Annotated in this window: 12 protein-coding genes; 4 read left to right on the forward strand and 8 right to left on the reverse strand. The window is 62.5% G+C overall.

The genetic code is table 11. The features are described from left to right. Positions 1-11: 11 nt before the first annotated feature. The 3 genes from AC0L2Z_RS27155 to AC0L2Z_RS27165 form a co-directional block, all read right to left on the reverse strand. Positions 12-1529 (reverse strand): FAD-dependent oxidoreductase, encoded by a 1518-nt coding sequence (locus tag AC0L2Z_RS27155; protein ID WP_473629784.1) that lies wholly within the window; start codon positions 1527-1529, stop codon positions 12-14. Positions 1530-1621: 92 nt separating this feature from the next. Then, positions 1622-2455, reverse strand: a complete 834-nt coding sequence (locus AC0L2Z_RS27160; RefSeq protein WP_287375603.1) for a DUF2182 domain-containing protein — start codon at positions 2453-2455, stop codon at positions 1622-1624. A gap of 71 nt (positions 2456-2526) precedes the next feature. Then, positions 2527-3159 carry a DUF1326 domain-containing protein gene (locus AC0L2Z_RS27165; protein ID WP_128170303.1) on the reverse strand — a complete coding sequence of 211 codons (633 nt, stop codon included), beginning with the start codon at positions 3157-3159 and terminating at the stop codon, positions 2527-2529. Between the two features lie 254 nt (positions 3160-3413). On the opposite strand from AC0L2Z_RS27165, the gene AC0L2Z_RS27170 reads away from it, so the two are divergent. Then, positions 3414-4571: a sulfite oxidase gene (locus AC0L2Z_RS27170; RefSeq protein ID WP_128170304.1), complete on the forward strand. Its 1158-nt coding sequence runs from the start codon at positions 3414-3416 to the stop codon at positions 4569-4571. Positions 4572-4627: 56 nt separating this feature from the next. On the opposite strand, the gene AC0L2Z_RS27175 is transcribed toward AC0L2Z_RS27170, so the two are convergent. After that, positions 4628-5740, reverse strand: coding sequence for a DUF1330 domain-containing protein (locus AC0L2Z_RS27175; protein ID WP_287375605.1), 1113 nt, complete (start codon positions 5738-5740; stop codon positions 4628-4630). A 76-nt stretch (positions 5741-5816) separates the two neighbouring features. On the opposite strand from AC0L2Z_RS27175, the gene AC0L2Z_RS27180 reads away from it, so the two are divergent. Then, positions 5817-6914 carry an AraC family transcriptional regulator gene (locus tag AC0L2Z_RS27180; protein ID WP_287260611.1) on the forward strand — a complete coding sequence of 366 codons (1098 nt, stop codon included), beginning with the start codon at positions 5817-5819 and terminating at the stop codon, positions 6912-6914. 25 nt (positions 6915-6939) lie between these two features. On the opposite strand, the gene AC0L2Z_RS27185 is transcribed toward AC0L2Z_RS27180, so the two are convergent. Continuing rightward, on the reverse strand, positions 6940-7830 hold the full coding sequence (locus tag AC0L2Z_RS27185) for a sigma-70 family RNA polymerase sigma factor (RefSeq protein ID WP_473629785.1): 891 nt from the start codon (positions 7828-7830) through the stop codon (positions 6940-6942). A 10-nt stretch (positions 7831-7840) separates the two neighbouring features. After that, entirely contained in the window at positions 7841-8152 is a 312-nt protein-coding gene (locus tag AC0L2Z_RS27190; protein WP_023799082.1) for a hypothetical protein, read from the reverse strand. A 148-nt stretch (positions 8153-8300) separates the two neighbouring features. Between AC0L2Z_RS27190 and AC0L2Z_RS27195 the strand changes: the two genes are divergently transcribed. Continuing rightward, a complete protein-coding gene (locus AC0L2Z_RS27195; protein ID WP_473629786.1) occupies positions 8301-8666 on the forward strand; it encodes a VOC family protein in 366 nt (121 codons plus the stop codon). 103 nt (positions 8667-8769) lie between these two features. Beyond that, positions 8770-8976 carry a hypothetical protein gene (locus AC0L2Z_RS27200; protein ID WP_473629787.1) on the forward strand — a complete coding sequence of 69 codons (207 nt, stop codon included), beginning with the start codon at positions 8770-8772 and terminating at the stop codon, positions 8974-8976. Between the two features lie 301 nt (positions 8977-9277). Here the strand turns inward: AC0L2Z_RS27200 and AC0L2Z_RS27205 are convergent, their stop codons facing one another. Both AC0L2Z_RS27205 and AC0L2Z_RS27210 read right to left on the reverse strand, forming a co-directional pair. After that, a complete protein-coding gene (locus AC0L2Z_RS27205; protein ID WP_473629788.1) occupies positions 9278-11047 on the reverse strand; it encodes a cation:proton antiporter domain-containing protein in 1770 nt (589 codons plus the stop codon). A 148-nt stretch (positions 11048-11195) separates the two neighbouring features. Beyond that, a complete protein-coding gene (locus AC0L2Z_RS27210) occupies positions 11196-12224 on the reverse strand; it encodes a cation diffusion facilitator family transporter (protein WP_473629789.1) in 1029 nt (342 codons plus the stop codon). Between the last annotated feature and the right edge of the window lie 8 nt (positions 12225-12232).

The following is a 12232-nucleotide window of genomic DNA, read 5'->3' on the forward strand; positions in this document are numbered from 1 at the left end:
CCCCTACTCCCCTACTCCCCTCCCAGTGGCGCCACGGCCGGTCCGTTCAAGGCCGTGCCATCGATAGCAAAATGCGAGCCGTGGCAGGGGCAGTCCCAGCAGCGCTCGAGCGAGTTCCAGTGGACATGGCAGCCGATATGCGTGCATGCGGCCGAGCGCTTGTAGAGCGTGCCGTCGTCATCGCGAAACGCGGCGATCTTGCTGAACCCTTCGCGGACGATGGCACCTTCTCCCGGTCGCAGCTTGTCGACGGAATCGATCTCGCCGGGCGCGATATATTCGGCAAAGCTCTTGATCGCCGTCGCATTCTCCGACAGGTAATCGCCGATCGCGCCTGCCGTCTTGCGCGACGGCTCGTAGAGTTCGCGCCAGGGACTTTCCTCCTTCAGAATCAGGTCTGAAATCAACAGGCCGGCGACAACGCCATGGGTAATGCCCTGGCCGGAATCCCCGGTCGCCACAAAGACGCGGCTGTCGCCAGGATTGCAGCCGATGAACCCCGCATAATCGACGGTCTCCATCACCTGCCCGGACCACCGGTTGATTTCCACGCCGACATCGGGCACCAGCCTTTTGGTCCAGGCCGTCAGGGCCGCGAAACGGTCACCGGCATCATCGGCCTGTCCTGTCTTGTGGTCTTCACCTCCGACGATCAGGAAGTCGGTCCGACCGTCGCCAGGCTGAAGCCGAACGTAGTGATAAGGGTCTTCAGTATCCCAATACAGCGCATCCGGTATGGTATCGCGCGCGATCTCGAACGACATCGCGTAGGTTCGATAGGGCGCTTGCTTGGTGTGAAGCGCGACCCGATCGTTGATCGGCGAGTTGGTGGCGACAACGGCCGATCTGGCAGACACGGTAGAGCCTGAAACCGTGGTTACACGCACGCCGCCATCAGTCTCCTCGACCTTTTCGACGATAGTATCAGCATAAAGCACGCCGCCGCGCGCGCGGATGGCCGCGGCCAGCCCGCGGAGATATTTGAGCGGGTGGAAGGTCGCCTGATTGGCGTATCGAAGGGCCTGCACATCCGAAAAGCCTGCAAATGGCACGCCCCTGGTCTTCTCGACCTCGACACCGATCTTCAGAGCGGCGTCCAGTTCGCGCGTGATATCGGATTCCTGGCTGCCGGAAGCCGGAAAGAGAAAGCCATCAAGGCGCCGGAAATCGCAAGCGATACGCTCGGTCTCCCGGATGGATTGGATACGGTCGATAGCGGCCGATTGGCTTTGGTAAAAAATCCGCGCCAGGTCCTCGCCGCGCAATTTGGTCAGCTCCGAAAAATAGTCGTCGCAGACAGATGACAGGTGCGCAGTGGTGCGAGCCGTCATGCCGCTTCCGATCCGGCCGCGATCGAGGACAGCCACCTTTTGCCCGGCGACGGCCAGTTCGTAGGCGACCGACAGTCCGGCAATCCCAGACCCGACGACCACGACATCGACCTGTTCGCTTTGCCCGAGCGGCACCGCATCGGGCACGACTTCGGTCGCCGCCCAGAGCGATACAGTCCTTTCATCGCTGACATTCATCGGCGGAGCCTCCCATCCACGATATTCGGTAACGGATTCGAGAATTCAAAGTTCCTCGACGCTTTGAATGCCGACAGAGGCGGCCCTGGTCGTCAGACCAAAAGCGTTGCGCTGCCCCAGGCGATCAGGGCGATGCCGGCTGCCCGGCCAACCCACGGGCCGGCAGGAAACAGTTTTTCCGCCAGCACCAGAATGGCGAGCGCGGCGATCCACACCAGGTTCATGATGCCGCCGACGAACAACAACGCCATCAGCATCCAGCAGCATCCGACACAAAACGCCCCATGCAATGCGCCCAGACGCAGCGCGCCAAGGGCGTGCGGACGCCAGTGGCGGGCAAGGAACGCCGTCGGTGCCCGGCAATGCGACAGGCAGGCGTTCTTGAAGGACGAGAGCTGATAGATCCCCGCGCCGATCAGGACGATGGCTGAAAGCCAGCGGCTCTGCGAACTCATCATCGTTGCCGAAACGAAGGCTTCGCGTTCGAGCAGCCAATGCAATGCGGTTGCGGCGACGGAGAACCCCAGCCAGACCAGGAGGTAGCCTGCCATGAACACGCCGGTCGGCGCGAGCTTGTCCTGGATCTGACCCCGTGCCAGCGCATGGCGATGCACGCGCGCATAGAGCAGGATGGTCGGCGCCGCACTCGGCGACATCATGGCGACCATCATGACCCACCACATGGCGATCATCAGCGCCCAGTTCGCGGTCCCCCAGGCCCGCGGCTCCGTCGCCATCGCGCTCATGTCCATACCGGACATGCCAGACATATCCATGCCAGACATATCCATACCGGGCATATCGGATGTCATGTTCGGAGTTTGCAGGTGGGGGAATAGCGCGAGCCTCGACATCTCCCACGCATTCATGCCGAGCCCTGCGCCGGCGGCGATGTAAAGCCAGGCCAGCAGGCACAGCGCCACCACGCCCGCAATCGTGATGACGCGGTCGCGCCTGAGCAGCCGTTCCAGTGGCGACCCGCCGTTCATGCGCCGCGTCAGGCCCGCACCACCCCGTGATTGTTGAGATGCAGCCGCGCGAACTGGCCGTAACTGTCTTTAGTGGTCACCTGAACCGGCCCGCTGGTTGCGCTCGAAGCGCTGCCGATCTCGGCGACGGCATATTCGAAGCCGTTCGGCAACACGATTTGAGCCCGCGAGTCCGCGCCCGTCCCCTTGTTGCGGATCGGCTCGCCGACGGTTTCGATGTAGTCCTTGACGAAGATGCGGCCCCTGCGGCCGTCGATATTGAGGTCGAGATCGATCTTGGTGAAAACCGGCTCGTTCATTTTTGTCACGGTCGAGGCGTAGACGGCGAACATCGTCGCGAACGGGTCGGTGTCCTGGCCGGTCATGATGCGCAGCAGCGCGTTACGCTGCTGGTCGGTTGCCTTCTCGTCGACGAAAGCGATGGCTTCGCCGTTGCCCTCGTGGATTGCGCCGGGCCATTTGAAGATCGCGGCGATGCGCAGGCCGTCGAGAACGGTCTCGCCATGATGACCTTCATCGATCTGGATGCCGGCCACGGCATGGCAATGGCCCTTGTCGGGCAGCGCATTGAATTGACAGTTGCAGCCATATTCGCAGGTGCAATTGACGAGTTCGCGCCCCTTGATTTCCCAAGACGTCATGCTGTCCTCCCTGATCTCGAAATATTAGACGATCATCATACACTGGACTCTTCCCTCTCAAAGGCGCACCCTCAAAAAGGCGAAACCCAAGCGAGAGTTTCGTCCAAGGCTTCACATGTTTGAGATGCGCCGCTGATTGCTTGACCTGTCCGGATAATCTCCGGGCGGGGCAAACGTTCATTGCGCCTACCCATGTTCAGGCTGCGGCCTAAGGCACGTGCAGCCTGTTTCCGGATCAACTGGGAGGAAACAACATGCCTGATCTTCAACGCAGAGAACTTCTTGTTCAGGGAAGTGCTGCCCTTGCCGCAATTGCTGCTCTCTATACCTCGCGTCGGGCTTACGCTTTTCCAACACGGGCGAGCGAGGAGGTTATTCGGTGGCTGGACCAGCCGACCGAAAATCCCGATCCGGTCGGCATCCAGAAGCAGCTTGTCTGGGAGGATCTGGATAGCTGGATAACGCCAAACGACAAGTTCTTCAGCATCTCGCATTTCAATCGACCAACGATCGACGAGAAGACATGGTCGATGGAGATCGGCGGCCTGGTCAAGAAGCCCTTGAAACTGACTCTCGCCGACATCAAGGCGCGGCCGCGCCAGGAGGTCGTTTTCACAGTGGAATGCTCGGGCAACCACGGTTTTCCGTTTTTCACCGGCGGCATCGGCAATGCCCGCTGGGCAGGGACGCCGCTCGCCCCGATCCTCGAGGAAGCCGGCGTTCTGGAAGATGGCATCGAGGTGGTCTTTTTCGGCACTGACACCGGCGAGGTCGCCATCCGCGACGTCAAGATGCAGCAGAATTTCGCGCGCAGCATGTCGCTTGCCGAAGCGACGAACCCAGACAATCTGCTCTGCTATGAAATGAACGGAGCCGCCTTGCCGGCGGCCAATGGTTTTCCGCTGCGGCTGATTGCTCCGGGCTGGTATGGCATCGCCAACATCAAGTGGCTGGAGCGCATCGAGGTGCGCGACACCCGCTTCATGAGCCTTCTGATGGCGCGTGACTATGTCACCATCCGGGAGGAAGAGCGCAATGGCGAGACCGTGTGGACCGAGGACTCAGTCGGACGAGCGCTGATAAAGTCCGCGCCCGCGAAGGTCACCCGCAAGGACTCGGACTACCGCATCATTGGGGCAGCTTGGGGGGCACCGATCGATCGGGTCGAAGTGCAAATCGATCAAGCGCCATGGGCACCGGCGACCATCGACCGCAGCGAGGAGGCCGAACACGCCTGGAAGATCTGGTCCCTGGATTGGCCAAATCCGTCGCCTGGAGAACACACGGTGACCTCGCGCGCGGTCAGCACCACGGGACAGGTTCAACCGGCAATGGACGATCCCTTGATTGCCAAGAAACACACATACTGGGAAAGCAATGGCCAGGTGACGCGCCGCGTGCGTGTCGTTTGATAGACTTTGCGGGAAGGTGAAGCAGGCAGCGCCTGATCGCAGACTGGTCGCCAGCGTCAGTCCTTGGATGCCGTGATGACGAGCGCCGGCATGTCGAAAGCGACGGCGCCGGCTGCTGTCACGTGAGGCATAAGTGCCCGCTCGGCCTCCTCCGGGAGCCGCTTGAACTGCTCGTTGTCCAAAAGCCCGCCCAACGTCCAGATGCAGGCTCTTTCAGTCGAGATCAGCGACTCGATCGAGGCAAAACGGACCGTTCCGCGGTGCCGCTTCACCTCGGCACGCTCTATGCCTGCCTTCGCGCAGAGCGAGCGCAGTAACTCCGCATCGCCGAGTACGAAGGGCGCGCGGAACGCGTTCGCAACGTCGGCTCCAAACAGCCGTTCAAGCATATCCGCCACTGCGGCATAGCCGGGCGACTGGTCGAGCGGTCCGCAGACCGCGACGGCGAGCCGGCCGCCGGACTTAAGCACGCGCATCATTTCCCGCAGTCCGGCTGCTCGATCGTCGAAGAACATCAGGCCGAACTGGCTGACCGCGGCGTCGAAGCTTTCATCCGGGAAAGGGATCTGCTCGGCGCGCCCTTCTCGCCAATCGATGCGAGTGCTTTTGCGGCGGGCAACGCAAAGCATATCGGGATTGGGATCAAGCCCGACCACCTTGCCCTCCGCGCCAACGCGGTCGAGGGCCGCGAGCGCCAGCACACCCGTACCGCAGGCAATGTCGATCACGCAGTCGCCCCTCCCTATTCGCGCCTCGGCGGCGACGATAGGCCCCCATTGTCGGAACAGCGCTGGGACGAACAGTGAGTCGTAGATTTCAGCCGGAGTTTTCGATGTCTTGCCCCGGCGGGTCTGGGCCGCCGCTTGCTTCGATCCCGGCGTTGCACCTTCAAGGAACACTGCGTTGGATCGGGTTCCGGCGACGCGTAGCGCCTTCAGCGGCTCGTATTCGGGCGATGAATACCAGCGCCGGGCATGCTCGCCGTCGGCAAATTCGACGATGACCGGATAGACCGGCTGCCAGTCTCCTTCGACAAGGTCGGATTTCCCGCCCAGCACCAGATAGCGCCCTCCATACTGTTCAACCGTTGCAAAGACCCCTGCCAGATACTGCTCGACCTTGGCCTGGTCGGTGATTTCACGCACGTCGAAGAAGCAATAGGTAGACATGGCCGACCTCCGTTGATCGCATGGACTCCACGGGATGCGCGGTGGATATACTGTTCGGCGCATAGTAGACTTGGCCATGGGCACGCTCCATGACCCAGCGTCTCAATCGCTTGCTGCAGCGTCCGTTCTGGCGCGATCGCCTGGGCGGCCATCGGAAGAGGTCGTTGCCGATGCCGCACCTTCGGCCGCGCCGGACAAGGATGTGCTTTCGGATGTGCTGCGCGTGGTAAAGCTCACCGGCGCGCTTTTCTTCTGGGTCGATGCCTCTTCGCCCTGGAGCGTGGAAGTGCCGCGGGCGGGTTCATTTGCCCATCTTATCCTGCCGCGCGCCCAACATGTGATTTCCTACCACATCATCACCCAAGGATCGGGCTCGGTCAGCATCGGTGACGATCCGCCGATGGAGTTTGCCGAAGGCGACATACTTGTGATCCCGCATGAGGATTCGTACGCGATGTGCAGTGCGCCCGGAGTGCGATCAGGTTTGAGCCCGGAAGATTCGCTCGATTTCTTTCGCGCCATGGCGGCCGGACAACTGCCCTTCGTGATCAACGAAGGTGGCGACGGCCTCCTCCTGACCAGATATGTCTGCGGTTTCCTTGGCTGCGATGCACGGCCGTTCAATCCTCTGCTCGGGGCCCTGCCTCCGCTGATACGCATCCGGCGCGCGGCCGGCGCACCGAGCGATCTGCTCGACCGGCTGATCGAGCTAACGCTGGCAGAGGTGTCCGTTCAACGGCCAGGCGCTGAATGCATCCGCCTGCGCCTCAGCGAGTTGATGTTCGTTGAGGTCGTTCGCCGCTATCTTGAGGCACTGCCGCCGGAGCAGACCGGCTGGCTGGCCGGCTTGCGCGACCCCGCCGTCCGCCGGGCTGTTGCCCTTGTCCACGAGAATCCGGCGCGCGGCTGGACAATTGAAGAACTCGCACGCGAAACCGGCGTCTCGCGGTCCGTCCTCGCGGCCCGCTTCACGCGTCTCGTCGGCTGCCCACCGATGCAGTATCTCACGCGATGGCGCGTACAACTGGCCGCACGACTGCTCACTGATGGGCTGGCCAAAGTCTCGGCGGTCGGGCGTGATGTCGGCTACGAGTCCGAAGCGGCCTTCAGCCGGAGCTTCAAGAAGCTCGCGGGCGTCTCGCCGGCTGGCTGGCGCGACGGCCGGCGCGGATAGCGGGCGGCCGGAGGCCGACCCTCCCCTACCCCTCCATCGTGCTGATCTCGGCATCGATCAGGCACCAAGGCGCATAACGAAAATCGCGGATCTGGACGACCCGCTCATCCCGCCATTCGACCAGCATGAAGCCGCGCACCGCGCCGTCCGGCTCCTGCGGGTTGCGGATCAGGATCGCCGGCCGGCCGTCGACAAAACCCAGCGACAGCGCCCAGTCGCTGATGCGCTCGTAGTTGCCGAAATAGGTCGACACTTCAGCCTTGCCGCGCATGCGGAGCCGGCTGACCAATTCGAGTTGGACATCCTCGGCGATCAGCGCCCTGACCGCGTCGAAGTCGCGCGCGTTGAACAGATCGACATAACGGCGCAGCCGTCGCTCGTCATCGGCGTCGAGCCGTGGCGCGGCAACGTGCTCAGGCTGCGACGCCAGCAGGCGCAGCTGCGCCCGCCCGCGATGCAACGCCGCCTTGGTGGCGGCGAGCGTTGCGCCGGTCACCTCGCAGGTCTCGTGCAGCGAAAGGCCTAGCACGTCGACCAGGATCACTGAGCTGCGTTGCGCAACCGAGAGTTGCATGAAGCTGCGCAGGCCGCTCGCCGCGGCGAGCCTGCTGTCGGCGCTGCCGGAAGGATCCTCGATGGTGGTCATGTCGGTCTCGGTCATGCGCGACCTTTCCCGATGGCGCCGGCGCAGATGGTCCTGCGCGGCATTATGCGCGATGCGAAACAGCCATTGCTCGGGCCGCTCGACCGTCATGCTGCCGTCGACCGCCTGCAGCGCCTTGATCAGCGTCTCCTGCACGATGTCTTCGCCGTCGATCACCGAGCCGGCCATGCGGGCGCAGTAGCGGTGCAGTTTTGGGCGAAACCCGGAGAGCATCGCCTCAAGCGCCGGCCGATCGAATTTCGGTTGGATCATGGCGCCCATTCTATCCGGCCTTGCTCTCCTCAAGCACACGGTAGTTGCCGATGATTTTGGCAGGCGACCGCTTCACCGGGGTCGAGCGCCGTTCCGCATGGTTTTGCGTGAACGCCTCGAAGGCCGCAAGCCCGGTCAGCGCAGATGTGTCGTTTCCCTCGCCGACGACATGGACGAACTCGCCGTCGTCGAGTTCGAGCACGAGATAGCGCACGCTCTGCGGCGCCGTTTCATCCAGCGTCTCGAACACTTTTGCCACCAGCGCGCGGTTCTCTTCCAGCCCGGTGTCTTTCACGCTGTAGCGAATGAGTTTGTAGCCCATGGTTCGTCTCCTGAATGGTTGGTCTGAGCAGAAGACGTTTCGCGTTCCCGAAAAGATTCTCGCACGCTATAAATTTTTTCGGCCGCCCGGATCGACTTCCACCTGCGGACGGCTAGGCAGCAGCCATCGAGGAGCAGGAGCGACGACCATGCACATCCAGTTTGCCGAACTGCCGGTATTCGACCAGGACCGCGCCAAGGCGTTCTACACCAGGCATTTCGCCTGCAAGGTGACGGCCGACGAGAAGATGGGCGACAGCGGCTGGCGCTGGATCGAGCTGAAATTTCCCGACGCCGTGACGAACCTGCATTTCGTGAGGCGCGCCGACGACACGCCAGGCGCGGAGCCGGTGCTGGCGCTGGTCGACGACGATGTCGACGCGACGATCGCGGCGTTGAAGGCGGGCGGCGTCGAGATCATCACCGAACCGCAGGAGGCGCCCTGGCAGCCAGGCCGCACGGTGGCGGAATTTCGCGACAGCGAGGGCAACGGCATGGTGATCGGCAGCCAATGAGCGGGTGCAGCCGGAAAACGGCCACTTAAGCAGCCCCGGCTTTGTGCGCCAAAGCATGCCTCGGCTGGTAAAGGCCAAGCGAGCCGCCACTGGGAAGCGAGACATGCGTGAGCGGGCCCCAGCCTTCATCGGTGACCGAAGTGCATTCAACATCGTGCGATTTCAGCTCTTGGATCGTAGCATTGATGTCTTCGCACATGAGATAGACTTCGTGGCTGTCGACTTCGGCGGCCGGGTGAACGGCAATCTCGGCCGGCGGCAATGCGAAGATCAACCAGCCTTCGCCAGCATCGACTGCTGGAAAACGTAGGACATTGCGAAAAAAATGCGCGGTCTGCCTCGGCATCCGTGCTGTAGATGATCATGTGTGCGCCGGAAATTATGGCTCCTTATCTCCCTGAAAGTGATGCGAACAAACAAGCTATTGCCGTTGCAAACGACGTTTCCGCCGTCGACACAGCCGCTCGATATCGGCAAGCTTCAGTTGGATATAGGTCGGCCGGCCGTGATTGCAGGTGCCGGAACGCGGCGTTGCTTCAAAGACCGACGCCTGCCAGACCTCACGCTATCAGCGGAAGAAGCTGGAGATGCTGTTGGCGCAGCTGCCGCCATTACCCGGCCATCGGTTTTGAGTCGACCTGGCGCGCGTTTTGGCTCTGGTCGGCGACTGGGGCGGCTGGGGCATCGATCCGGCTCAGAATGTGATCCGAGATGCCGCGCGCGATCTCCCGCTCGCCCATGATGATCAGGTCGGCGCCGAACTTCTTCAGGTAATCCACTTCGGCAGCGGAATGCGCACGGGCGATGATCTCGAGCCTTGGATTGATGGCATGGGCTTGCTCGATGAGATTGCCGCTCTCGAACGGATTGGGAATGGCGCTGATCAACCACCGGGCCGAGGCAACGTTGGCCGCCTCAAGCAGGCCCGGCTGGGCGGCATTTCCCGCAATGACATCAACGCCGCGGGCGCGCAGCTGTTCTACTATCACTTGCCGTTCCTCGATCACCAGGTAAGGCTGCCTTGCCTTTTGCAACGTCTCCGCGACCAGGCTTCCGACCCGTCCATGGCCGACAAGCACCGCGTGGTCTGTCAGGCTGGTAGCCGCGAGTTCGGGCGGTTCGGATTTGCCTTCTTGCGTGGCGATGGTTCGCTCTCGTGCTTTCAGCCACGGCGTCAGCCGATCCAACGCCGCAAACAGCAGCGGGTTGACGAGGATCGAAAGGATGGCTCCGGCAAGCACCAGGTCACGTCCAGCCTCTGGTAGAAGCGCGAGGTCGACACCTAGTCCCGCCAGGATGAAGGAGAACTCGCCGATTTGCGCTAGGCTTAGGCCGAGTGTCAGGGCCACGTGGGACGGATAGCCGAACATCAATGCGATGGCCGATGCGGCCGTGGCATTGCCGATGACGATGATCAAAAATGTCACGCCGACGAGCAGCGGCTGCTCGACCAGGATCATCGGGTTGAACAGCATGCCGACGGAGACGAAGAAAAGCACGGCGAATGCGTCGCGCAGCGGCAGCGTTTCCTGAGCGGCCCTTTGGCTCAACTGGGATTCGGCAAGGATCATTCCTGCGAAAAACGCCCCAAGAGCGAACGAGACGCCGAACAGCTCGGCTGCCCCGAAAGCGACACCAAGGGCGATCGCCAGCACGGCCAAACGGAAAAGCTCTCGCGAGCCAGTGTGAGCAACGTAGTGAAGGATCGGCGGAATGACACGTCGCCCGACGACAACCATGATCGCGAAGAAAGCCGCCAATTTGCCCAGCGTCAGCCCGAGCGCGCTCCAGATGGTCTGCGGCTCAAACAATGTGAACAGGTCATTGCCGTTAAGGTTTGGCCCGTTGAAATTGCCACCGAGCACACCGGCGAAGGCCGGCAACAGCACGAGCGCGAGGATCATGGCGAGGTCCTCTACGACCAGCCAGCCGACTGCGATGCGTCCGCCATCGGTTTCGAGCCGCCGCATTTCCTGCAGCGCCCGTAGGACCACGACTGTGCTTGCAACCGACAGGGCCAGCCCAAACACCACTCCGGCTCCGATCGGCCAGCCGATCGCCTGCGTCACGAGGAGCCCGAGCATGGTCACCAGAGCCATTTGACCGATAGCGCCGGGAATCGCGATCTTTCTTGCCGACAGCAGATCGTTCAGCGAAAAATGCAGCCCTATGCCAAACATCAGCAGGATCACGCCGAGCTCGGCGAGTTGGCGCGCCAAGGCCTGGTCGGCAACGAAGCCGGGCGTGAACGGGCCAATCAAGACACCAGCCACGAGGTAGCCGACCAGCGGCGACAGGCGAAGTCGGTTCGCCAACGTGCCGAGGATGAAGGCGAGTCCGAGGCCGGCGACAAGGGTTGCGATAAGTGGCGCCTGGGGCATCTTCCCAATCCCGGTTTCCGGCCACGCTTGGCGCTCGGGTCACGCGTTGCACGAGCCAGAGATAATGGACCCGGGGATAATGGACTAAGACGCGGCGGTCTCAACATCTTTCACGCAGCGAACGGAAACGAGCCGGTCGGAGCGACCGTTAGTGGCCGTCGTGCTCGCCGTGAGGATGTCCATGGCGGTGATCGGCATCCGCGTTCGCCAATCTTATATTCGCCGCCGCAAGCGCCGGCATGTGCTCGAACAGCTGGTGCTCCAGCGCTGCGGTGATCTTCTTCGCTTCGCTGACCGGCAGGCTTTCTTCGACGGCGATGGCAATGTCGGCGTGCAGTCTGTGACCGATCCACCGCGCCTTGGCCTCGACAATGCGCGCTGCCGGCACATGCGCGGCGGCATGGTGGATGTCGCCGATGACATCAGGATCTATACCATCGAGCATGCGGGTCAGCACCGAGCTCGCCGACTGCCAGACGATGCCGAAGATCGCAAGCGTGATGAGCAGGCCGACGATCGGGTCGGCCAGCGCAAAGCCGAGCCAGACGCCGAACGCTCCGAGGACCACGGCAAGGCTGGTCAGGCCGTCGGTGCGGGCGTGGTAGCCGTCGGCTATCAGTGCGGCGCTGTTGATTTCGCGGCCGACGCGGATGCGGAACACCGCGACGGCCTCATTGCCGAGAAAGCCGACAATGCCAGCCGCCGCCAGCCAGCCCAGATGCGTCACCAGGCGGGGATTGATCAAACGGTCGATGGCCTGGTAACCGGCGACGATGGCGCTGAACAGGATGATCCCGACGATGATGATCCCGGCCAGGTCCTCGACCCGGCCCAGGCCATAGGTGAAGGTCGGCGACGGCTTGCGCCTGGCCAGCAGGAAGGCGATCCACAGCGGAATGGCGGTGGTGGCGTCACCGATGTTGTGGACCGTGTCGGCCAGCAGCGCCACGCTGCCCGACAGCGCGACCACGACCATCTGCATCGCCGCGGTGATTGCCAGGATGACGAACGACCATTTTATCGCCCATATGCCTCGGTCGGTCGTCGCAATGGTCGCATCGATGATCCCGTGGCTATGCGACCCGCTCACATGATCGTGATGGCCATGACCATGCGCGGCGTGATCGCGCGGCCCGAACCCGAACCAGTCGAGGATGCGCGCGCCGAGCACAGGCATTTGACGGC

Source organism: Mesorhizobium sp. WSM4850, from assembly GCF_055811735.1.

Excerpts from the sequence above, each read along its gene's own strand:
- AC0L2Z_RS27155 (WP_473629784.1), bottom strand. The coding sequence starts at position 1,529 with ATGAATGTCAGCGATGAAAGGACTGTATCGCTCTGGGCGGCGACCGAA.
- AC0L2Z_RS27165 (WP_128170303.1), bottom strand. The coding sequence starts at position 3,159 with ATGACGTCTTGGGAAATCAAGGGGCGCGAACTCGTCAATTGCACCTGC.
- AC0L2Z_RS27170 (WP_128170304.1), top strand. The coding sequence starts at position 3,414 with ATGCCTGATCTTCAACGCAGAGAACTTCTTGTTCAGGGAAGTGCTGCC.
- AC0L2Z_RS27175 (WP_287375605.1), bottom strand. The coding sequence starts at position 5,740 with ATGTCTACCTATTGCTTCTTCGACGTGCGTGAAATCACCGACCAGGCC.
- AC0L2Z_RS27180 (WP_287260611.1), top strand. The coding sequence starts at position 5,817 with ATGGGCACGCTCCATGACCCAGCGTCTCAATCGCTTGCTGCAGCGTCC.
- AC0L2Z_RS27185 (WP_473629785.1), bottom strand. The coding sequence starts at position 7,830 with ATGATCCAACCGAAATTCGATCGGCCGGCGCTTGAGGCGATGCTCTCC.
- AC0L2Z_RS27190 (WP_023799082.1), bottom strand. The coding sequence starts at position 8,152 with ATGGGCTACAAACTCATTCGCTACAGCGTGAAAGACACCGGGCTGGAA.
- AC0L2Z_RS27195 (WP_473629786.1), top strand. The coding sequence starts at position 8,301 with ATGCACATCCAGTTTGCCGAACTGCCGGTATTCGACCAGGACCGCGCC.
- AC0L2Z_RS27200 (WP_473629787.1), top strand. The coding sequence starts at position 8,770 with ATGCGTGAGCGGGCCCCAGCCTTCATCGGTGACCGAAGTGCATTCAAC.
- AC0L2Z_RS27205 (WP_473629788.1), bottom strand. The coding sequence starts at position 11,047 with ATGCCCCAGGCGCCACTTATCGCAACCCTTGTCGCCGGCCTCGGACTC.
- AC0L2Z_RS27210 (WP_473629789.1), bottom strand. The coding sequence starts at position 12,224 with ATGCCTGTGCTCGGCGCGCGCATCCTCGACTGGTTCGGGTTCGGGCCG.